The sequence below is a fragment of the Acinetobacter sp. YZS-X1-1 genome (assembly GCF_000804305.1).
GTDB classification, from domain to species: Bacteria; Pseudomonadota; Gammaproteobacteria; order Pseudomonadales; family Moraxellaceae; genus Acinetobacter; species Acinetobacter variabilis.
The window spans coordinates 37,971-60,983 of record NZ_JWHB01000015.1 but is presented as its reverse complement, the minus strand read 5'-3'; the positions used below and the strand labels follow the sequence as shown (position 1 = coordinate 60,983).

Annotated in this window: 18 protein-coding genes and 2 pseudogenes; 9 read left to right on the top strand and 11 right to left on the bottom strand. The window is 39.2% G+C overall.

Going from position 1 to position 23,013, the window contains the following annotated elements; genetic code table 11:
- Positions 1-208: 208 nt before the first annotated feature.
- From RJ01_RS09605 to RJ01_RS09595, 3 genes are all read left to right on the top strand, one after another.
- Positions 209-1,471 (top strand): carbohydrate porin, encoded by a 1,263-nt coding sequence (locus tag RJ01_RS09605; RefSeq protein ID WP_034170903.1) that lies wholly within the window; start codon positions 209-211, stop codon positions 1,469-1,471.
- Between the two features lie 166 nt (positions 1,472-1,637).
- Positions 1,638-4,040 carry a glucose/quinate/shikimate family membrane-bound PQQ-dependent dehydrogenase gene (locus tag RJ01_RS09600; RefSeq protein ID WP_034170902.1) on the top strand — a complete coding sequence of 801 codons (2,403 nt, stop codon included), beginning with the start codon at positions 1,638-1,640 and terminating at the stop codon, positions 4,038-4,040.
- 232 nt (positions 4,041-4,272) lie between these two features.
- Positions 4,273-6,444: a TonB-dependent receptor gene (locus tag RJ01_RS09595; RefSeq protein ID WP_034170901.1), complete on the top strand. Its 2,172-nt coding sequence runs from the start codon at positions 4,273-4,275 to the stop codon at positions 6,442-6,444.
- 279 nt (positions 6,445-6,723) lie between these two features.
- Here the strand turns inward: RJ01_RS09595 and RJ01_RS16560 are convergent.
- A pseudogene (locus RJ01_RS16560) lies at positions 6,724-7,103 on the bottom strand (tautomerase family protein).
- A gap of 183 nt (positions 7,104-7,286) precedes the next feature.
- On the opposite strand from RJ01_RS16560, the gene RJ01_RS09590 reads away from it, so the two are divergent.
- Positions 7,287-7,577: a hypothetical protein gene (locus RJ01_RS09590; protein ID WP_004785797.1), complete on the top strand. Its 291-nt coding sequence runs from the start codon at positions 7,287-7,289 to the stop codon at positions 7,575-7,577.
- A gap of 202 nt (positions 7,578-7,779) precedes the next feature.
- Here RJ01_RS09590 and RJ01_RS09585 read toward each other — a convergent pair whose 3' ends face one another.
- The 4 genes from RJ01_RS09585 to RJ01_RS09570 all read right to left on the bottom strand — a co-directional run bounded on the left by RJ01_RS09585 (position 7,780) and on the right by RJ01_RS09570 (position 11,759).
- Complete coding sequence (locus RJ01_RS09585; protein ID WP_005235635.1) at positions 7,780-8,223, bottom strand: BLUF domain-containing protein; 444 nt, start codon at positions 8,221-8,223, stop codon at positions 7,780-7,782.
- 214 nt (positions 8,224-8,437) lie between these two features.
- Positions 8,438-9,445 (bottom strand): HlyD family secretion protein, encoded by a 1,008-nt coding sequence (locus RJ01_RS09580; RefSeq protein WP_034170900.1) that lies wholly within the window; start codon positions 9,443-9,445, stop codon positions 8,438-8,440.
- Positions 9,446-9,479: 34 nt separating this feature from the next.
- Positions 9,480-9,680 carry a DUF1656 domain-containing protein gene (locus RJ01_RS09575; protein ID WP_005235637.1) on the bottom strand — a complete coding sequence of 67 codons (201 nt, stop codon included), beginning with the start codon at positions 9,678-9,680 and terminating at the stop codon, positions 9,480-9,482.
- Positions 9,681-9,683: 3 nt separating this feature from the next.
- Positions 9,684-11,759 carry an FUSC family protein gene (locus RJ01_RS09570; protein WP_034170899.1) on the bottom strand — a complete coding sequence of 692 codons (2,076 nt, stop codon included), beginning with the start codon at positions 11,757-11,759 and terminating at the stop codon, positions 9,684-9,686.
- A gap of 424 nt (positions 11,760-12,183) precedes the next feature.
- Here RJ01_RS09570 and RJ01_RS09565 point away from each other — a divergent pair, with 424 nt between their 5' ends.
- Positions 12,184-12,978 carry an IclR family transcriptional regulator gene (locus RJ01_RS09565; protein WP_034170898.1) on the top strand — a complete coding sequence of 265 codons (795 nt, stop codon included), beginning with the start codon at positions 12,184-12,186 and terminating at the stop codon, positions 12,976-12,978.
- Between the two features lie 360 nt (positions 12,979-13,338).
- Here RJ01_RS09565 and RJ01_RS09560 read toward each other — a convergent pair whose 3' ends face one another.
- Positions 13,339-14,268, bottom strand: a complete 930-nt coding sequence (locus tag RJ01_RS09560; protein WP_034170897.1) for a LysR family transcriptional regulator — start codon at positions 14,266-14,268, stop codon at positions 13,339-13,341.
- A 134-nt stretch (positions 14,269-14,402) separates the two neighbouring features.
- Here RJ01_RS09560 and RJ01_RS09555 point away from each other — a divergent pair, with 134 nt between their 5' ends.
- From RJ01_RS09555 to RJ01_RS09545, 3 genes are all read left to right on the top strand, one after another.
- A complete protein-coding gene (locus RJ01_RS09555; protein WP_034170896.1) occupies positions 14,403-14,831 on the top strand; it encodes a DMT family transporter in 429 nt (142 codons plus the stop codon).
- 12 nt (positions 14,832-14,843) lie between these two features.
- On the top strand, positions 14,844-15,308 hold the full coding sequence (locus tag RJ01_RS09550) for a DMT family transporter (protein WP_034170895.1): 465 nt from the start codon (positions 14,844-14,846) through the stop codon (positions 15,306-15,308).
- A 120-nt stretch (positions 15,309-15,428) separates the two neighbouring features.
- On the top strand, positions 15,429-16,127 hold the full coding sequence (locus RJ01_RS09545) for a DUF1826 domain-containing protein (protein WP_034170894.1): 699 nt from the start codon (positions 15,429-15,431) through the stop codon (positions 16,125-16,127).
- Between the two features lie 65 nt (positions 16,128-16,192).
- On the opposite strand, the pseudogene RJ01_RS09540 reads toward RJ01_RS09545, so the two are convergent.
- The 5 genes and pseudogenes from RJ01_RS09540 to RJ01_RS09520 form a co-directional block, all read right to left on the bottom strand.
- Positions 16,193-16,594: pseudogene (locus tag RJ01_RS09540) on the bottom strand (flavin reductase); the annotation flags it as partial.
- Positions 16,595-16,783: 189 nt separating this feature from the next.
- Entirely contained in the window at positions 16,784-17,476 is a 693-nt protein-coding gene (locus RJ01_RS09535) for a metallophosphoesterase (RefSeq protein ID WP_034170893.1), read from the bottom strand.
- Positions 17,477-17,923: 447 nt separating this feature from the next.
- The gene (locus tag RJ01_RS09530; protein ID WP_034170892.1) at positions 17,924-19,240 is read right to left on the bottom strand and encodes a sorbosone dehydrogenase family protein; all 1,317 of its coding nucleotides are present in this window, start codon (positions 19,238-19,240) and stop codon (positions 17,924-17,926) included.
- 174 nt (positions 19,241-19,414) lie between these two features.
- The gene (locus tag RJ01_RS09525; RefSeq protein WP_034170891.1) at positions 19,415-21,139 is read right to left on the bottom strand and encodes a bifunctional protein-serine/threonine kinase/phosphatase; all 1,725 of its coding nucleotides are present in this window, start codon (positions 21,137-21,139) and stop codon (positions 19,415-19,417) included.
- A gap of 52 nt (positions 21,140-21,191) precedes the next feature.
- On the bottom strand, positions 21,192-22,001 hold the full coding sequence (locus RJ01_RS09520; protein ID WP_004785766.1) for a formate/nitrite transporter family protein: 810 nt from the start codon (positions 21,999-22,001) through the stop codon (positions 21,192-21,194).
- A 279-nt stretch (positions 22,002-22,280) separates the two neighbouring features.
- Between RJ01_RS09520 and cynS the strand changes: the two genes are divergently transcribed.
- Positions 22,281-22,730, top strand: coding sequence for a cyanase (cynS, locus tag RJ01_RS09515; RefSeq protein ID WP_004785763.1), 450 nt, complete (start codon positions 22,281-22,283; stop codon positions 22,728-22,730).
- The last annotated feature ends 283 nt before the right edge of the window (positions 22,731-23,013 follow it).

The following is a 23,013-nucleotide window of genomic DNA, read 5'->3' as shown; positions in this document are numbered from 1 at the left end:
TAGGTAGCATTGTTTTTATTAATATTATATTTAATTCCTCTTAAATTATTGAATTTAAAATTTAAAATTTTCTTAAATTAAAATTAACAAAAGGATTAGATTAGCTAAACTTCATAACATTATTAATACTTTTCCTTCATTATTTGAAACTAAAAAATTAAATGAGTGTACTATATTTAGTAAAAACGTGATTAAGGTGAAGCATTTAATGTCTATTTCTCCCTTATCTAAGGCTGTCTATACATCCTTAGTTGGATTGCTATTGGCAAATACAACTACTCAGGCCGCTGATGCATTTAGTGCAGAAAGTCCGTGGATGTTGGGTGACTGGAATGGTCAACGTATCCAGCTTCAAGAGCAGGGCTATGATTTTAGCTTTGGATATACAGGTGAAATGGCAACTTTGCTTGACGCGAAACGCTCAAATAGCCATGGCACAGAATATACAGGTCAGTTAAACCTGGGTACTCATCTGGATCTGGAAAAAATTGCTGGCTGGCAAGACACTGAAGCACAAATTACAGTAACTCATCGTGATGGTCGCAACCTTTCGAATACTTCTGATGCGCTTACAAGACATTTAAGTTCAGTTCAGGAAGTATGGGGTCGCGGTCAAACTTGGCGTCTAACAGATTTCTGGATCAAGAAACAATTCTTGGATCAAAAACTGGATGTAAAAGTCGGACGTTTTGGTGAAGGTGAAGACTTTAACAGTTTTGATTGTGACTTCCAGAATCTGGCATTGTGCGGTTCACAAGTGGGTAACTGGGTAGGGGATCAATGGTATAACTGGCCAGTTTCTCAATGGGCTGCGCGGGTTAAATATAACGTTACCCCGGAAGTTTATACTCAGGTAGGGGTTTATGAATACAACCCTGAAAATGCTGACAATCGTGGCAAAGGCTTTAACCTGAGCACAGACGGATCTAAAGGCGCGATTATTCCTGCAGAAGTGGTGTGGACACCGAAACTAGGTGAGCAAAAACTGCCAGGTGAATATCGTGCCGGTTATTACTACAGTACCGCTGATGCCAAAATATTTGATGGCGTGACTTCACAAGATGAACAAACTCAAAATGGTCATCATCACGGGGGGTGGATTGTAGCTAAGCAACAGCTGACTTCACATCAAGGGGATACATCACGTGGTTTAAGCGGTTTCGTGAACGTCACTGTTCATGACTCTAAAACCAACCAAGTTAGTGATATGCAAAATATCGGTCTTGTCTACAAAGGTGCGATGGATGCCCGTCCACAGGATGAAATCGCTTTGGGTGTTGCCCGGATCAATATGAACAATGATGTATTGGGTAACCGTAGTGAAGAAGTCGATACAGAAATCTATTACGGCATTCATGCAACTAACTGGCTGACCATCCGTCCAAACCTGCAATATGTCCATCATGTCGGTGCATATAAAGACGGTGAAAATGTCTGGGTGGGTGGAATCAAGTTTAATACGTCGTTCTAATCGGAGTTTTTAGTTGCAAATACACAATTGATTCTTCCATTACTTTGGGGCATTGATGAACTGATACTCCAAGTATTCATGTATTTATAACTAAGAACTTAACAATATGGTGTCTATGCCGCTTAAGTGCTTAGACGTTCAAGAAATCAAAAAAAAGGTGTTCAATATGAATACTTCGTCTTCAGGTTCAGTACTGAAAACGATTCTGGCAGCTATTGCTGCCATTTTCGGTTTGGTTCTGCTATTTGGAGGAATATATCTGGCAACACTTGGTGGGTCTTGGTACTATATCATTGCCGGTCTGTTCTTCCTGGCGACAGCAGTGTTATTACAAAAACGTAAAAGCACAGCTCTTATTGTTTATGCAGTATTGGTCCTTGGTACAGTGGTATGGGGGCTTTGGGAAGTGGGTTCAGACTTCTTTGCACTGGCACCACGTCTAGATATTTTAGGTCTATTCGGTCTGGCTCTGCTGATTCCTGCAGTGACTCGCGGTTTTGGTGATAGCAAAGCTGCAAAAATAGCGCTGACTGGCTCGCTGGCAATTACAATTGCTGTCATGATTTATTCTGTATTTAATGATCCGCAAGAAATCCGTGGCGAATTAAAATCACAGCAGCCTGCAGTGCATCAGTCTATTCCAGGTATTGCTGACGAAGACTGGCCAGCCTATGGTCGTACTCAATCCGGCCTACGTTATTCTCCATTGAAACAGATTACTGCTGATAACGTAAAAGATCTGGAGTTAGCTTGGGAATTTCATACCGGTGATGTAAAAACGGATAAAGATTCTGGTGAAACTACGAATCAGGTAACCCCGATTAAAGTGGGTAATAACCTGTTTATGTGTACCACTCACCAGTACCTGATTGCACTTGATCCTGCGACGGGTAAGGAAAAATGGCGTTTTGATCCTAAGCTGAAAGCGGACAATACCTTCCAGCATTTAACTTGCCGTGGAGTGTCTTATTACGATGCCAATAACACTACCGGTTTTGAAAGCAGTCTAGCTGCTCGTTCTACAACGTCTGCCGAATGTCCTCAGAAAGTAATCTTACCAGTGAATGACGGACGTTTGGTGGCGGTCAATGCAACTACTGGTAAGGTATGTTCCGACTTTGGTAATAACGGCGAAGTCGATCTGCAAAAAGACATGCCATTCCCATATCCAGGCGGTTATAACCCGACTTCACCTCCTGTGGTGACAGGTACAACCATTATCATCGCCGGTTCAACCACAGATAACTATTCAACTGAAGAACCTTCAGGTGTTATTCGTGGTTATGATGTAAATACTGGTGAATTGCTCTGGGTATTTGATACAGGTGCGGAAGATCCAAACGCGATTCCAGCTCCTGGTCAAAAATTCGTAAATAACTCTCCAAACGCATGGGCGCCATTGGCTTATGATGCACAGCTGGATATCGTCTATGTACCAACAGGTGTAGGTACACCGGATATCTACGGTGGTCACCGTACTGAGCTAGACGAGCGTTATGCGAACTCTATGCTGGCGATTAATGCATCTACCGGTAAATTGATCTGGAACTTCCAGACTACTCACCACGACTTGTGGGATATGGATGTACCCGCTCAACCGACATTGACTGATATCAAAGACAAAAACGGGAAAATGGTTCCAGCGATCTATGTGCTGACCAAAACCGGTAATGCCTTTGTATTAGACCGTCGTACAGGTGAAGCGATCGTTCCGATTACTGAAAAACCAGTACCTCAGTCAGTAAAACGCGGTCCGCAAACCAAAGGCGAGTGGTATTCAAAAACTCAACCGTTCTCTGACTTTAATCTGGCTCCTCAAGATAAATTGACGGATAAGGACATGTGGGGTGCCACTATGTTTGATCAGTTAATGTGTCGTGTATCGTTCAAAAAACTGAACTATGACGGTATTTATACACCACCCTCTGAAAACGGGACGCTGGTCTTCCCGGGTAACTTGGGGGTATTCGAATGGGGCGGTATGTCTGTGAATCCAGACCGTCAAATTGCATTGACCAACCCAATTGGTTTGCCATTTGTATCTCGTCTGATTCCGCAAGATCCGAACCGTAAGCAGACTGCCAAAGGTGCAGGTACTGAAGCGGGGGTACAGCCAATGTATGGCGTGCCTTATGGTGTTGAAATCAGTGCCTTCCTCTCTCCATTCGGCTTACCATGTAAGCAACCTGCATGGGGTTATGTGGCTGGTGTTGATCTGACCAATCATGAAATCGCTTGGAAACGTCGTATCGGTACGATTCGTGACAGTATGCCGGGCATTCCATTGCCTCCATTTAAAATGGGTGTACCAATGTTAGGTGGTCCAATCTCGACTGCAGGTAATGTGATGTTTGTCGGTGCAACTCAAGACAATTACATCCGTGCGATCAATGTGACTAATGGTGATGAGCTGTGGAAAGGTCGTCTACCTGCAGGTGGTCAAGCGACGCCAATGACTTATGAAGCCAATGGTAAGCAGTATGTTGTGATTATGGCGGGTGGTCACGGTTCCTTCGGTACCAAAATGGGTGACTCTTTGGTTGCCTATGCACTACCTGACAATAAATAATGAAGTTTTATAGTTAAGTAAAAAAGCCTGATTCGTCAGGCTTTTTTATGCAAAATACAGGCTGTTATGACAATAAAGCTTGATTAGAAAATCATGAACCTTTAGCTCAGCTTTCCTGCAAGTATTCAGTTTGATCTTATGCAGATGCTGAGTCTTTAAAATTAATAAGACACTTTTAAAACGTTTGAACTCCCATGGCATGAGTGAATGCCAGATATCAGGAATATTAGCTATGCACCTTCATACCACGCGGTTGCCGATGAAATCGACTTTATCCTGTCTGATTGCTTGTATCAGTCAAGGAATTTATGCGGAAGAACCGGTTACAGAGGTACAGCGACTGGCTCCCATTGTGGTTGAAGCAACCCGTACAGATCGTGCCATTCTGGAAACACCGGCATCTACCTATTATCTGAATCAGGAACAACAGAATAGCCTGAATGTGAATCTGTCTGAAACCTTAAAAGGTGTACCAGGTTTACAACTGAATAACCGCGAAAATTATGCTCAGGATTTACAGATCTCAATGCGGGGCTTCGGTGCACGTTCGACTTTCGGTGTGCGAGGAGTACGTTTATATGTAGACGGTATTCCTGCGACTATGCCGGATGGGCAGGGGCAAACCTCGAATATTGACCTGAATAGTCTGGATCATATTGAAGTGTTGAGTGGGCCATTTTCTTCGCTATATGGTAATTCTTCTGGCGGAACCATCCTGACACAAAGCCGTGAAGGGCAGGGACCTGATTCAGTCACTTTGGGATATTCGGGTGGCAGTCAGAATAAAGGCCAAACTAATCTGGTACTACAAGGTGGTTCAGAAAATGCTTCTGAACCAAGCTATATCATCAGTTCATCTTATTTTGATACGGATGGTTTCCGTGATCATAGTGGTGCACATAAAGTACTAAACAATGCCAAGCTGACTTGGGATCTGGAGGATGGTTCTAAAATTAACTGGGTCAATAACTATGTCAAAATTGCAGCAGATGATCCAGGTGGTTTAACTCGAGATCAATGGCGAGAAAATTCTAAACAGGTCGCAGCGAATGTGTTGCTATATAATGCACGTAAAGAAATTGAGCAAGTGCAAACTGGCTTAACATGGAATAAACCCATCAATGAATTAAATGAAATTTATGCAATGGTCTATGCTGGTCAGCGTTCTGTAACCCAATATCAATCAACGCCTAAATGTGCTTATGTTAAGGACACAGATGTTTGTATCCCTAATACAATCCAGCTGGGTAAAAAGCATGCGGGTGGTGTCATTGATTTTGATCGTAACTTTTATGGTGCAGATATCCGTTGGATGGGTAAAGAGGTTATACCTAACTTAAAATTGATTGCTGGGGTGGCGATTGATGGCATGACCGAAGACCGTAAAGGCTATCAAAACTTTGTCGGTAATACTTTAGGCGTTAAAGGTGAACTCCGTCGTAATGAAGACAATACGCTTTGGAATGCAGATCCTTATTTACAAGCTTCTTATAACTTTGCACCTGATTGGACGCTGGATGCCGGGATACGTTATAGCAATGTGCATTTTAAATCAGAAGATCATTATATTACCGAGTTGAATGGCGATAATTCAGGTAAAACGACTTATGAGAAATTACTGCCTTCAGTTGCATTAAGCTGGAAAATTATCCCTAAGTTAATGGCTTATACAAGCTATGCACAAGGTTTTGAAACACCGACCTTTACTGAAATGGCTTACCCAGCAAATGACACTAATGAAACCTTTGGTTTAAAAGCTGCTGAAAGCGAAACTTATGAGCTAGGATTAAAATCTGCTAATCGCTTTGGTGATATGACCTTAGCAGCATTTCAGACTCAAACCAAAAATGACATTGTTTCTGCGGGAAGTGATGGCGGGCGCTCAACGTTTCGTAATGCAGATAAAACTCTAAGAAAAGGATTAGAGCTATCTTGGAGTAAAGACCTCTGGCGAGATCTGACAGCTCAAGCCAGCTATAGCTATATTGATGCAACTTTTGATGCAGATATTCCAGAGCTTCTTGATGATGAAGGAAAAGTTGCAGTATCTAGAGTTGCCGCAGGAAACTATATTCCCGGGATTGCTAAAAGTCAGGCTTTTGTCAGTCTAGGCTGGAAACCTGAAAATGGTTTAAGTGCCGGTATAGATGTGCGTTATTCAGACCGAATTTATGTTAACGACATTAACTCACAATATGCACCAAGTTATACCGTTGCTGGGGCTAATGTAGGCTATAACTGGAATGTCAAAGATTTGTCTATAAAAACGTTTGCACGCGTTGATAATCTGTTTGATAAGGATTATTCAGGTTCAGTCATTGTCAATGAAAGCAATGGTCGTTTCTATGAACCTGCAGAAGGTCGTAACTGGAGTGCTGGGTTAAGCGTGACAAAACAGTTTTAATTTAAATCTGATTTAAGCTTTCTCAATTTATTCAAGATTCATGTTCACATGTGAATGTCCGCCAAGATAAGCAATAAGTGCAAATCTAAGGCGGACATTTCTATTTAAAGCTAATATACAATTCATTTCGTATAATGTATATTATGTTAAATAAAATATTATGCATATAGCCTATTTCTGTATGCAGCACTCACCAATTAGTTAATATCTCTTTTTCATCCTATTCGTGTTGAACGTAGATATTAAGATTAGTCTTAAGGTTTTCTTTATATAAATCACTTAAATATTTGCCTCATAACCTAGATGAAGCTCATCCGCAATTTTTCCTCGAATACCCCCCAGTTTTCTTTAAAAGTTTCAAATATGGTTATTTCAATATCATTAGATTTAATCCCACATAAATGACTTATATTTTTAATAAAAGCCTAAATAAATACTCTTTTGGTCTCTTCGTTCTTCCTTCAAACATTGAAACCTCGATAATGATATAAAATCTAGATCGATCCTTTGGATAAATAAAATTTCAGACTCTAAAGGTATAAATCGTTGAAAAATATTTTCCTCGAGATAACTTAGCTCTTTGATTAAAGCTTGATGGATAGCTTTATTCAATATACTTCGATTGTTTCATTTAAAGCATAAATTTTTACTTGAGACATTGTTTTCTACGCTCTTATAGTTACAGTTTTAATTATAGTGTGGGCTTTAATCTGGCTGGCATTGTTGTTCAGCATCATTCATAAAAAGTTCAATTATTTATACAAAACAACTAAATGCTGCCCTGTCTAAATTGTTAAAATTCTGGTCCTCTATAAAAAACTTGAAGATTGATAAGGACTAAAGTGAACAGACAACATGATTTACCTGAACTAAGTAAATATAGTGAGCTAAGTAGTGATGAACAAGTAGCTATTCATCAAATGCTTATCTCTTACGTACGCTCAGATCACTTTTATAATATTATCTTAACTCACAATGTTGAACCTTATGACTTGGTTAAGCTTGTAAGTATTAGTTTTGAAAATAGAGACGCAGCTATTTGGGTTCATTTTGAAACAATAACTGCTGAAAGACTAACTATGCCTCTCGATTTTATTTCAAGAATAGAAATATGTAATCAGGAAATATTTTAAATACTGAGACTTGAAGTGCTGAAATTTATTTAAGTTGTCTCGGAATTTTACATCCATTAGAAATAGAGATGGTTAACCATCTCTATTTTTTAAACTGAAAATTTAATTATTTTATAAATTTCAAAAACTTAAAATTATAAATATAACATGTAATATAACAATTTCTTTAAAATAACATATCACATGTTACATCTTAATCTGATTAAGCCATCACCTGAGCTTTGTATAAATCATCTTCGTGCTGTCTGAGTAATTCTATAAAAGCAGGAATAGTGTCTGGTTCCAGGAGATAAGGATTAAATCCATCATGATGATTCTTGATAAAGAACTCAATGAAATCATTATGGACATTGGCATACTTCATGTGCCAACTGGAGAAAAGATATGAGTCGATTATTTCATAAGAGAGAATTTCACAGTTCTTATGGCGTGGATCTTTGACTATTCGATTGTAGAAAAGGTCTTTTACATCTTCTTCAGTACCTTCCAGACACTGGACAAAATAATTATTACCAAAATAGAGTGCGCCATAAATTTTGTGTAACTCATTAAATTCTAAGGCTTCTGTTAAAATATTATAAAGTTCAGAAGTAGAGTATCTCTCATCTTTGAACTTACTTACATATAAAAGCCTTACATCATTCATAATAAAAATTTCCTCCTGCTTAAAAAGATCCATACGAAAATATAAAAATTTGAACGAATGGTCAATAAAAATGTAATGACAAGGTAATTTAATGGTCAAATTACATACTTCTTATTATTACTGTTTTTATATAGCTATTTGATCTTTTAAATCAGGATTCATGACAAGGCTCTCTTTTCGTAAAGAACCTTGTGTTATTGAATTACAGGTCAGTTTATTTTTCTTGCTTTTCTATATGTACTGTTGCTGTTCGCCCTGCAACGAAGGCAAGTTCATTCTTTGGTAACTCATCCAGAATAATCTTAACAGGGACACGTTGGGCTAAACGCACCCAGCTAAAAGTTGGATTCACATTCGCTAAAAGTCCTGAACCAGCAGTACGCTCACGATCTTCAATCCCCGAGGCAATACCTTGCACATGGCCCTTAAGTTTTTGCGAATCACCCATCAGCTGAATTGTAGCTGGTGCTCCCACGTAAATTTTATCCAGTTTGGTTTCTTCAAAATAACCCACTACATAGAGCTGCTTGCGATCTAGTAATGCGGCAACTGCTTGGCCAACTTTGACATAGTTCCCTTCTTTTAATTCAAAATTTGATAATGTCCCATTTGCCGGGGCAACAACTTCTGAACGATGTAAATTAAGTTGCGCGAGATTGAGGTTATTCTCGGCGACTTGTATTAATGCTTTTTGCTGTTCGATATTCGCTTTGGCCTGTTCCATTGCAGCTAAGGACTGCTCATGCTCGGCATGTGATTCATCTCGTGCAGCAAAAATTTGATCCTGTTCCTGTTTTGAAATAGCACCATCCATTAAGCTTGAATAACGACTTGCATTCTTGTCTGCCAGATGAATATTTGCTTGGGATTTCACGACATTGGCTTTAGCATTCACCAGTTCAGCCTCAGCTTGCGCTAGACCTGCTTTTGCTTTCGCAAGATCCGCACGAGCTTCTTGAACATCCAGTTCTTGACGTTCAACATCAATTTTAAATAAAGGCTGCCCTTTCTTGATGGTCTGGTTATCCTGCACCAGGACTTCTGTGACCAGGCCTGAAATATCTGATGACACCTGAATTACATCACCACGTACACGCCCGTCCCTCGTCCATGGCTCAGAATTATAATAATTCCAGATATGTCGAATCACTAAAATGGCGAGAACAGCCACTACCGTCAAAAGTACAGGTCGCAAATATTTGCGTAAATTGACAGATGTCATATACGGTTTTCCTCAATCATTTTAATATCAGACCTCATAGTAATAAGCCTGCCCAATGGACGGCGCCCAGCAAAAGTACGTAAGTGCATAAATAGAAAATATTCGGCATGATGATCCAGTCATTTGCGACTAGTCTGTCTAGCCACTTCATCAAGATTCTGAGCAGTACATAGGCAATCACAGCTTGAATCAATAAAATCGGCACATACACACCATAGATATTCAGCTCTCCCATGTATTAATCTCCTGCGCCTGCATATCTTGGCGGTGTCTTGATATGACATAAGCTGCTACGAATATTGTTGAGTGAAATATGCAGCCGTTCTACAACATCTGTATGTTCCTGCATGATGAGATCTGCTTCCAAAGCCTGTATTTTGTTAATTAACTGTGTGAAGGCAGCATCATAATTTTGTCCAATTTCTTTGGCACGAAAATATTCATCCAGCTGTATTTGAAGATCTTCGAGTTGCTGTGTCAAAGGCTGCTGTTCAGGTAACTTGAGTATGAGTTCTTGTAACCGTGCCAGATCCACGACGGCGCTGGATTCAATGAGTGCTTGATTGATTTTATTTTTTAGATCTTCAGATTCTACTGTTTTAGTATTTAATACCCCGATGCGGTCAATCATCGTACGTAAATGAATACGGAACCGTACCCCATAAGGAATATACAGTGCCTGACGAATGGCTCGGTTATGAATGGCCAAAATGCGCTGTACGGTTATATCTGGAGACATTGCACGGATCATATGGATAATAAATACAGCGATGATTGGCCCAATCACTGTACCAATCGCTGCATCGAAGAAAGAAATTTGATCCAGGGTATAACGGTTATGAAAATTCAGCCCCATGATCGTACCCATCAACAAAGGCAAACCAATTCCAACCAAGGGTGGATGCAAAAAAAGCATCAGGCAATATATGCAGAATGGTGCAAGTACAAGTGCTAACTGCCAGAACTCTATAATATTTGGAAAAATTCCATAGGCATATATGAAGATCACGATCGAAGCATATAAGCTACTACGAATAAACAGCTTTAATGCAGGCACCGGATTATCCAGCGCCGTTAATATACATGCACTGATCGCAGCCATTTCAGCCAGCATAAATCCAGCTTTCCAGCCGCTTAAGATCCAAAAGGCAGTAGCAATAAAAACAGTGAGGCATGCAGAAACCCCGCCCCGCACTGCTACGCCATGATCACGATGCAGAGTTGGATAGTTTGTAGTAAGTGGAACAATCATTTCAGGCAGTGAAGTATCCCCTTGTTGGATTCGCTGCCAGATCAACTTAATTGCATGGATATTCTGAATGAAATGGCGGATATCCATTTTCAAGCTTTTCAATATCACAATTTGATCATCTTTTGAATGTTCAAAAATTTTCAGGAAATCTGTTTCAAAATCAGCAGGAAGCTGATTCAGTTCAGACTCTTTTAATGCATGTTCATCAGTTAGATATTTATTAATTTTGGAATGTAAATCTGCTAATGACTGGCGATATCCTGTATCAATGAAGTCTAACTGTTGCAAGCGTTCTGACATTGCCACCAAATTACTCACCAGCATTGTGATCTGATTCAGCATTTCCTGCAGTGGTTTGGTCATTCCCTGTAGAGCCGACTTTTCATAGCTTAAATGCACAGCCATGACATGAATATCTGCAATATCTGCAGCCAATTGGCTTAAAGCTTTTGTATAGTTCTGGTCTTGACGTGGTTCTAATAGAATTTTATTAAAAATCTGCTGAGTATCCACTAAGGTTTTACTGACACGACTTTTCACTGCGGGGCCAATATGCATTGGAAATATCGTCGTTGTCACAATCGCACTGCAAACGACGCCAATTGTAATTTCCAGAAAGCGTCCTACTGCCATATCAAATAATGAAGCAGTATCAATAAAGTAAATGATATTGAAGCAGATAATGACAGTTGTATATCCAGCCAGCATCAGTATATAACTGCGCGGTGTACGATCAAGCAGAGAGAAATATAAGCAGAGGCCAACCCAGCAGGATAAAAACAGCGTAAACAACCACGGTGTATTGATTAGCCAAGGAGTAACTGCAACTGCCACAATTGCGCCTAATAAAGTACCTAGTACACGATAGATACTTTTTGAAGCGGTCATACCCGTATAAGGATTGGCAATAACGAAAACTGTGCCAATAGCCCAAATCGGATAAGCAAGATCCAAACTCAACGCAACGTAGAGCGCCAAAATACCAGCCACAAACGTTTTAGTCGCAAAAATCCAGTCCATTTTATTTGGACGAAATGCGAGTAAAGATTTTATAAGCAGCATGGTTTCTCTCTAAAAGCTTATTTTATTTTCTAAAGCAAATAACCTGCCCACCAAGCCCAAAGAACTCAGTGACAAAATTTTTACTTGTTGAAAGTCAATAAAATTAGAATATTCAGCTGATTAAACTGAAACTGGTTGATGAAAATATAAAAAGCAAAAGAGAACACTTTGCTTAATTATTCATCATTGGATATTTACTTAATTAATTTTTTCAAATAAACGCTTTATTGTCAATAAAAATATCTCTATATGAGAATAAGTATGATTTTTTATCATTGCATAGGCCATTATGCTGAATATTTGTCTCTTTTCTTCCTATATCCTCATGATTCGAGAATTTTAGGTAAATAGTTGCCTCTACTACCCTCTTTTAAGCTAAAGTGAGTCATAACCTTTTTCAATTGTCAGCACTTCAGGTTTTTTTATGGCGCAAGCAAGTTTTGGAAAAATTCTTACTGTTCTCGATCTATTTTCGTTATCACGTTCAGTGATTAATGTAGATATCATCAGTGAAGAATTAAACCTCTCCAAACCCACCAGTTATCGCTATTTAAAAGAATTAGTATCGGCTGAACTTTTACAGCGAATCAGTGGCACATCCGGTGACTATACATTGGGTTCAAAAATTGCTGTTCTGGATTATATTTCAAGAAAAACTGATCCTTTGGTACAGATCAGCATTCCCTTTATGCAGGAAATCGTCGAACGGACTGAGTTCTCTTGTATATTGACTCATCTCAATTATGATTCGTGTATCGACTTACATGACGAAGTCTTTAAAAATGCACATCTGCTTTCATTTGGACGCGGTTGTCCACGTCCGGTCTATGTAGGTTCATCTTCAAAAGTCATCATGGCGCATTTACCGAAACAAGCGTTGCTTGACTATTACCAACGTTATGCCGATGCATTTGCAGAAGTGGGATTTGTGCAGAATGAAACCGCTTTTCTGGAACAAATGAGAAAGATCAAAAAACAGGGGTATTATTATTCTAGTGGTGAACTTGATCCTCAAGTTGCAGGTTTGTCTGTACCAGTTAAATTCTCTCTTAAAGAACCGCCCTTAGCGCTTACTTTATTAGCTTCAAAGAATAGATTTGATTTCGTAAATCTGGAAAAATTAGTACAAATTCTTCAGGAGAAAGCACAGATTATTGAAAATAAGTTCCTCCACCATCCTGAAAGCACCAGTGATATTCGTAATAATTTAATCAAATAAAATTTAAATTATGTTTGAAAAACTATTCATATTCTCATAATATGATTATCAGTCTTTAAGCCATAGTATTCTTACTGAATTAAATGGCGAGAAGATTCCTCAGAGGTAAAAAAGCCTATTTCGAATGAGATAGGCTTTTTTATTTTAATTTTGGATTTATAGCAATAATGCAGATACATTTAAGGAAATTTAAGAATTTTACAATTGCGATGTGTAGATAAAATCTAAAGTTAGAAATTTGAAATCATATAAGTTCTTCCATTTTATGCTTTTCATCTTAGCTCTTCCTTAGAATCCTTCTTGATCAAAAAAGATAACTAAGAAACCAATTAAGCTTTTTATAATTGGATCATAAAAATTTTAAAACTTAAGAATATTATCCCAGTACGGCGGATCTCCAATTTCTTTTAAAATGAAATCAAGCACAGTTCTAACCTTTTGCGAACGAATTCTGTTTTCAGGAGAAACCAGATGAATCCCTATAGAATAAGGCTCTACTGTACTGATCCAGTCAGGAAGAAGTTGAACCAGTTTATGGGTTTTAAAATAGTCTTCCGTAAAAATCCAGGTTGGAAATAATACAATCCCCCGTCCTTCCAATGCCGCATCTACCAAGACTTCTGCATTATTACTTCTTAAAGGCCCTTGTGGCTCAATTAAAACCGGAGTGTCATGCTCTTGCTGACGGAAATACCAACGTTGGCTGCCTGAAACGCCCTTATACACCAAACATTGATGATTCTGAATCTCGTGTGGGGAATGTGGAGTTCCATACTTTCCAAGATATGCAGGACTCGCACACAGCACATATTGTTGATCACAGATCTTGCGTGCGATTAATGCTGAATCTTGTAATGAGCCAATCCGTATGGCAATGTCTACACCTTCTTGTACAGGGTCAATAAAAGTATCCGTCAAGATCAGCTCGACTGAAAGATCTGGAAAGCTATCATGCAATTTATTCACTATATGCGATATATGTAGCCTTCCCAGCGCAACCGCTGTATTGATACGAATTAACCCTCTGATCGCATTTTTACCAGAAATTTCTTCATTGGCCAGATCTAGCGTATCAAGCACTTCCTTAATTTGCACAAAGTACTTTTCTCCTATGTCAGTTAGCCGAACAGAGCGTGTATTACGATAAAAAAGTTGTTGCCCAATTTCCTGTTCAAGTTTGGAAATAAAACGAGATACTGAGGAAGATGGAACCTGAAAATGCTTTGCCGTAGCTGAAAAACTGCCTGTCGTTGCCACCATCACAAAATAGCGTAATGCATTGAGTTGCATACTTGATCTATCCCTGAATTTAATTCAATCATTTTATTATTGTCATAATAGCAATTATGTTTTGAAAAATTGCGTAATTGTAGCTTTTAAATAAGAGAATATAATTCGTTGCTTTCTTCCTTTGGAAAGCATATATGAAACAGTTGTGGATTTTCCCATTAGTCGTTCTTGCAGGTATGGGGTTATCTGTTGAAGCGGGTTTACTGGGTCCACTCGGGGAAGAAATTGGGCATTTCTGGGCGACCTTGGGAATTTTCGCGATCGGATCACTGCTCTTAACCTTGGGGTTGATCTTCAGCCGTCCAAAGCTTTCTCTCATGTTCAAGCAGCCACGGTGGCAACTGACTGGCGGTATATTAGGCCCTATATATGTAGTGGCTTTAACTGTAGCGACACCTCATATTGGCGTTGGCCTGACCATGGTGGGCATCCTGTTTGGCCAGGTTGCAACCAGTCTTATTATTGATCACTGGGGTTTGTTAGGTAGCCATAAACGGGCTGTAGACAAATATCGTATTGGCGCGCTAGTAGCTATTTTAGCTGCATTATGGCTTATTCAATAAGGAAGCTTCTCCATGATTTATATAATGTTATTAGTCGTTATTTTTGGCGGAGCAGTTTTATGTGCTCAATCTTCAATTAATGGTCGTTTGGGTGCTAAAGTAGGTGTATTAGAAAGTTCTTGGCTGACATTTGTCTTAGGTGCTCTAGTCAGTTTTCTAATCGCTTTCTTTCTTGAACCCAACCATGCATTGAATTTATTCACCGCACCAAGATGGCAATTAACAGGTGCATTTTTTGGCGTGGCCTATATGCTTACGATTGTATTTGCTATGCCTAGACTGGGCGCTGCTGCCACCACTGTCGCCGTCATTAGTGGCCAGTTATTAATGAGTCTGCTCATCGATCATTTTGGATGGTTGAATAACCCGGTGATTCATTTAGATGGATCCAGACTAGCAGCAATTGCCCTATTAGCTGTTGCACTATTTTTTATCTATAAAAGTAATATTGCAGCCAAAGCACAAGCTGAAAATTAAGATACTGTGAAAGGAAAGAGATTTTAGGTTTTAAAATCTCTTTTTTTATGAGCTCATAAAGTTATTTTGAGGAATCTAAGGGTAATATTAGGCATAGTTCATAAGTCATTTCACTTAAGCATGCATAATCAATTTTCAGGCAATAAACAAATTCGTGTAGTCTCAAACTTTTCAGAACTCGTTAATTCGGATTTTAAGGGTGCGATGAATGCGATTTGCTGGTCTAGAAATTTAGCGGGTGATTTTGCCGAGATCGTGAATAAGCTTCATTTACAGGAAAATATGACTGAAGTTTCAATTGATGATCTTATGAAACTCCAGCTGTCAGAAAGCGGTCATCTGGCAAGAAAGATTATCTTAGAAGATATACAGCGACTAACTGACTACGGCGCTTCCCCTTCACTCAATCTGCTCAAATGCTATGAACGGGATAATGAGCTCGATTTCATTACTACAGATGTCTATTCATTCCATGTCGATCGCTCTCCGATTGAAACAGATACTTTCTTATGTACCTATCATGGTGCTGCAAGCGATATCTTGCCTAATGATCAGGTGGAACAAAAGATTCTGATTTCAGAAATCAGGGCAAAGCTGAAAGAATTATATGATGGCCCAGAAGCCGGATTTGAAGATTTTCTGGAAGAATATTTCTTTGATCTGCATTATCAACCTAAGCCTGATGCCAAACCTGTCAATTTAGGTCAAGGCCATCTTTGGCGTTTGGCAGTCGATCATCCAGCCCAAAGAGCCCTACCTTGTGTACATCGGGCTCCAGTTGAAAATGAGGGTGAATACCGATTGCTTTTGATTTGTTAAATTCGATACAAATCTTAAAAATGAGAAAATCCACATTATCTTATTGTCATTTTTTTCATTTATATTCAAGCAAATTCTAATTGTCCAACCGAATGGTAAGTACGATTAAAATACACCAGGCTCTGATCCTGTTCGCTCCGTTGAATCGCAACCACTCGGCACATCAAGATACTGTGTGTCCCTACTTGTTGAATATTCTCGATTTCACAGTCAAAACTCACTAATGCATCGTCTAATACAGGTGAACCTGTTTTTAGCGGTGTCCAAGAACCTAATTGAAATCTTCGTTCAGAACTGAATTTGCTGGATGCGAATGCATTGGAAATCTGTTCGTGCTGTGGACCTAAGACGTTCACTGACAAAATTTTGTTCTCAATAAAATGCACATGTGATCGAGATGACTGATTCATACAGACCAGCAATGTCGGTGGCGTATCGGTCACGCTGCATACCGCAGATGCCGTAAAACAAAGATGAGATAAATTCACTATAGCCGAATTATTTGTATGAATACTTACTTAAAATTAAATAGGACAAAATACAGTTTCTCATTCAAACATTAATGTAGATCGACTTTTGTAAAAATGAGCTATCAAGTTAATTTTAAAGGCAGAAGTTATTGATATATTTTTACAGCTGGTTCTTAGCAATAGTACCTAGTTTGCATCTTTTATTTTAACAGCACATAACTTCTGCGTATAAGCAGAACCGACATCGATATAGTGGCAATTATCAATTTGGATATGTTCTTTTACAATCGTATGACCCAGATAGATCTCATCGATATTTTTAACGGTTCCATAGCGATAAGAATGATTGCGAATTCTCCCTCTACCCCAAAGTGCATTGGTATATGCTGAAGTTAAGCCTGGAATTCTACTTTCACCTTTTGCAATTTTCTTTTTAAATACATTCCAGTCATTTAGCGCAATATCTGCGTGCAAAATTCCAATCTTTTTATGTTTTAGGTTTAGTTCAATGGCCAAAGGAAGTGCCGAAAAAATTTCACTGAGTTCATCCTGTTTTTCGGTTGATAAAAGATAGAACCACTCACCGCCATTCTGTGCATGTATATCTTGAATCCATGCATCGTCACGGCTCTTAATACACATTTCCTCATGATTACCGCGAACGCAATAAAACCAGGGTTGACTAACCAATGAAACACATTCTAGATTTTCATTACCACGATCGACCAGATCTCCGGTACAAATCAGTAGATCTTTCTCAAAATTAAAATGAACTTTCTCCAGTTCTTGCATGAGCAAGCTGTAACAACCATGCAGATCCCCGACCACATATATGGCAGAGAAATCAGATCCATCAATTACCTTAGTTAAAGTGTTCATAAATATCTTCTATAAACTGGAACCCTAGCTGCCAAACCTGAAGCAAAAGATGATTTTTAAATCATATCTTTTAATTTTAATGCCGTTTATAACTGGAAAATAGTTATTTATACACTACTATTGACTGATTTTTATCTTCAAAAACCTTTGTAAAATATAAGAATATTCACATAATGTTAAATTTTGTATAAATATATTATTTTTTGTAAGTTTTGACTTACATAGATTGGAGCAAATACTCTATATCCTGTTTCCTCAATTTTTGACATTATGTTTCACATAAAGAGTCAGCAAGGAAAGCTGATAATAATCGCATTACAATGATAATAAAGTCGAAAGACAGCGAACTTACTGGGATGGTAAGTGATAAAAGTAGAGACTACAGCCGCTAAGCCTTATAGTTTTGGGAGAGACTATAAGGCTTTTATTTTATTAGCATCTACTTATTTATTGATTCGGTGATACTCGCCAAATCACGTTCCCTACATCATCAGCAACTAATATTGCGCCTTGAGCATCTGTAGCTACACCCACAGGCCGACCAAATGCATCTCCATTTTTGCTTAAAAATCCGGTCAGAACCTCTTGAGGCTGACCAGAAGGCTGACCATTTTGAAATGGCACAAAAATAACTTTATAACCACTATGAGGTTTCCTATTCCAGGAACCATGCTGGCCAATGAGTGCACCATCACGATATTGGGATATTAAATTAGCCTTATAAAATGTCAGACCCAGTGATGCAGTATGATTTCCCAAGGCATAATCTGGCTTAATTGCTTTCGCGACCAGTTCAGGCTTTTGCGGTTTTACCCGGGTATCCACATGCTGGCCATAATAACTATAAGGCCAGCCATAAAAAGCGCCATCTTTTACTGAGGTCATATAATCAGGAACCAGATCATTGCCCAGCTCATCACGCTCATTCACTACAGTCCATAAGGCTCCACTCTGAGGCTGCCAGTCCATGCCATTGGGATTACGCAGGCCTGTAGCAAACGGCCGGGCTTGACCTGTAGAAAGGTCCAATTCCATGATCAGGGCGCGTCCTTCTTCCTGAGCTATGCCATTTTCAGCCACATTACTATTAGAGCCTACCGTAATGTAGAGCTTCTTGCCTGCAGGATTGGCAATAACATTTTTCGTCCAGTGATGATTTAAAGGGCCTGCAGGCAAGTCTAATACATTAGTTCCTTTTTCTTTGATCTGGGTCATACCTGGCTGATAAGAGAATCGCACTAAAGCATCTGTATTTGCGACATAAAGCATATTACCCACTAAGGTCATTCCAAACGGCGAGTTTAAATTTTGCAGAAATACCGTTTTCTGGTCAGCAATGCCGTCTTGATTACTGTCACGCAGCAGGCTAATACGGTTGGCGCTTGGATAGGATGATCCTGCTCTTCTCATCACCATTTTCATGATTTTACCTTTAATCCCTTTACTGTCTTCAGGCTTAGGTGGAGCATCAGTTTCAGCCACCAGTACATCTCCATTCGGCAATACATATAACCAGCGCGGGTGTTGAAGGCCTTGTGCGAATGCTTGCACTTTTAAACCTGGTGCTGGCGTCGGCATGACACCTTCAGGCCAACCTTTTGCAGGGGCAATGTTGACGACCGGAAACAGTCTTGATTTTGGTTCAGGTAAAGACGGCTGGGAGCCATAACTATCTGTTGCAGGTGTTTTGGATGAAACTGTACAGCCGGTAAATGCCAATATGATTACGGTACTTAAGGCTGATAGGAGAAATTGAACCGCCATGGTAGTTCCTTGCTTTTTGTTTTTATCTCTCCCATTTTAAAAGGTGGTTGAAGTTGTAATGATATAGTTCTTGTAGTTTCTGGTTGTGGATTGATTGCCATAAATATACTAGTGAGGCAAGCTGTCCAAAGCATAGAACACGGTCTAATTTTTTACTTATATTCACTCCAACCTTTAAATAAATGGCCATGCAATACTTAATAAAAGTAAAAGTCCTAATACAGCACAACTGATTTGCCAGAAACGTAAAGGATCACGTTCAATAATGGTAGGGGCCTTGGATTTTAATAATTCCTTGGGTGGGTGTTCCAGATCATGGATCAATTCAGTCAATGCCTCATAACGATACACTGGCTCGATACTCAGAGCCTTTTTTAGAATCTGGTCTAACCAAAGTGGTAAATCTGGCCGATATTTTTGAATGGAATGATATTGAACTTTCTTCAGCTGCTTCAGCGTATTACAACGAGCCAAATCTGTACCATAAGGAAGCTGTTTAGTCAGTAAATAATAAGCCATTGCCGCCAAAGAAAATTGATCCGACTGCACGGATGGTGAATGTTCAATGAAATATTCAGGTGCCATAAATGCCAAGGTACCAAGTGGCCGATCCACATGTTTAGGATTAATTTCGACTAAACCTCGTACAGCAGTTGAACCATAATCAATCAGTTTGACTTTAAGTGTATTATCAACGTTTAAGACCATGATATTTTCAGGACGTACATCTTGATGCAACATTTCCAGTCGGTGCATTGCATTTAAGGCCAATGCTGTTTGCTGCAAAATAGGGAGAATATCTTCCATCTGCAAAGGCTTTTTCTGTTGATGCAGCCAGCGATCTAAGGTTTCTCCCTGCAAATATTCATAACTCTGGAATAAATATTTTTTCTCTGATTGATGCGTATAACATTGCAGCAGATTTTCGTGCTTAAGACGCTTTGAAACCCAGTCTTCAAGTTGAAACTGTTCAACAGCCTGTTCATCTTGTTGTAAATCTACTGCCAGAGTTTTAATCACTAGCGGTTGCCGATCATGATCGTGTGCCAAATACAGGCAACTGCGGTGATTTTGGTGCAGGATTTTGTCAATGGCATAGCCCTCAAATGCTTCACCTTTGCTGAGCTGGGGTGGAAAGACATAATCCTGGTGCATATAAAACTGATCTGGTTCAGGCAACTGCTCAATACGGAGCACTTGAAGACTTAAATTATCATCACTGCCCTGTTTTAAAGCCTGTTCAACCAGGAATTTGGCAAGCTGATTTAAGTGATCTGCTGCTAAGGTGAAATCTAATAATTGTTGGTCTGTAACAAACTCATAAACCCCATCAGTCATGAGTAGAAAGACATCTTTTTCTTTTAGTTCAAGGCTTTGATAATCAATTTCAATACGATAATCCACGCCTAAGGCACGACTGAGATAATGTTCTGTCGAAGACAGACAGACGCGATGATCATGGGTTAATAATTCAATTTCACCATCTCGGATTCGATAAATACGACTATCACCGACGTGAAAAATATGCGCCTGATGCTGCTTTAAAATAAGTGCGGATAAGGTACAGACATAGCCCCGATCTTTATCGAAACGTCCCTGACTTTGTTGAGTTTGTGCATATAACCATGAATTAGTGGCACGAATCACCCGTGCTGCTGAAGTCTGAGTACTCCAGGCATCCGAAGTCGAATAATAATCAGAGAGAAAACTGCTAACGGCTGTTTCTGCGGCAATATGACTGACATTGCTACTACCGATCCCGTCGGCAATCGCACAAGCTATACCTTTTTGCTTCAGTACATGACCTTCTGGTAAAAAGATGCCATAAAAATCCTGATTCTGATCTTTAATACCAGCCGCAGAATATTGTCCAATAGCGACTTTTAATGTTTTTTTCATATTAAAAACTCAAAAAAGGGATCATATTAATCCCTTTAAAAATGATTCATTATTAGAATTCTTTTTTCGCGCCAGTACGTACATGTGTGGTGTAAAGTGCCAGACCTGTTAAGGCTAAACCACCAACCAGATTACCTAAAGCAACCGGTAATTCATTCCACAGGAAATAATCTGCAATCGAGAAGTCACCACCCATCATCATGGCAAATGGGAACAGGAACATGTTTACCACTGAATGTTCAAAGCCCATGGCAAAGAACAGCATCACTGGCATCCACATTGCGATGAACTTGCCACTCACCGTAGTTGACATCATTGCGCCAATCACACCTAAAGACACCATCCAGTTACACAGCATGCCGCGAATAAAAATAGTCATCCAACCTGAGAAACCATAAGCCGCATAACCCAAGGTCCGGTCTTCACCGATATGAGAAATTTTTTCACCAACTGGATTCGGATCAGTTGCAAAGCCCATGGTATAAACCACAGCCATCAGGACTGCAACGACTAAACACCCAGTAAAGTTACCTAAAAATACCAGCCCCCAGTTTTTTAAAATGCGTGCCCAGGTAACGCCAGGACGTTTATCCAGCCATGCCAGCGGTGTCAATACAAATACCCCAGTCAGCAAGTCATAGCCCAATAAATACAACATGCAGAAGCCAACAGGAAACAGTAATGCGCCAATCAGTGGCACACCAGTTTGCACTGCAATCGTAATTGCAAATACGGCTGCCAAGGCCAAAATCGCACCTGCCATAAAGGCACGAATCAGAACATCACGGGTTGCCATATGAAGCTTGGATTCACCCGCATCTACTACTTTTTTTGCAAACTCCGCAGGAGCAAGATATGCCATGTTGTCGTCCTCTTTTTCAATATACGGACCTGTTTTTCGAAAAAAGACGCCTAAGATCACTGAAGACCTTAGGCGCCGTTGCCTTGAATATTAGAACAGGTAATGGTGAATGGCGTCGTTGCCATGTATATCGAAACAGAAGCAAAAGCTGTGCCACAAATAATTAACAATCGCTTAAATATTCATTTTCTATTTAGCATGAACTCTAGAATGCTGTTGGCATGATATCTGCATTATCCGTTCTGCATACATTCATTTGAGAATAATTTGGAGAGGATTATGATTACCCATCGTCAACAAGTAACTGACATGATCATTTCAGCGAAAGTTTTAAAGTCAATTAAGTGGTCAGATGTTGCCAAAGAGATTGGTCTTTCTAAAGAATGGGTAACCGCTGCATGTTTAGGTCAGATGGCGTTTAATAAAGAGCAAGCAGAAAAGATTGGTCAGATTTTTGGCTTAAGTGATGAAGCTGTTGCATGGCTACAGATCGTGCCATATAAAGGTTCCCTGCCAACCAGCGTACCGACTGATCCTTTAATTTACCGTTGGTATGAAGTGGTGAATGTATATGGTTCTACCATTAAAGAACTGATTCATGAAGAATTCGGTGACGGTATTATGAGCGCGATTGATTTTAGTATGGATATTCAACGCGAAGAAAATCCGAATGGCGACCGCGTCAATGTCGTATTGTCTGGCAAGTTCTTACCTTATAAAACTTATTGATCAATATCATTTATAAAAAGCCATCAATGTGATGGCTTTTTTTTATTTCATTTTTCTTTTTATATTTGAGCATTAATCGCATTCTATACATGAAAAATATTTAGCAAATACTTTATAAATTTAAAATTAATATGAAATCAATAATTTAAATATTATTTTACTGAAATGAATCGTTTTTATTTTAAGCAAAATCTTAATCCCTTCTTTTAATCTGCTTTAACTGCAAAGTATTCCTCTATCAATGAGTATTTTTTAATTTAAATTTCCTATTGTATTTAGATTG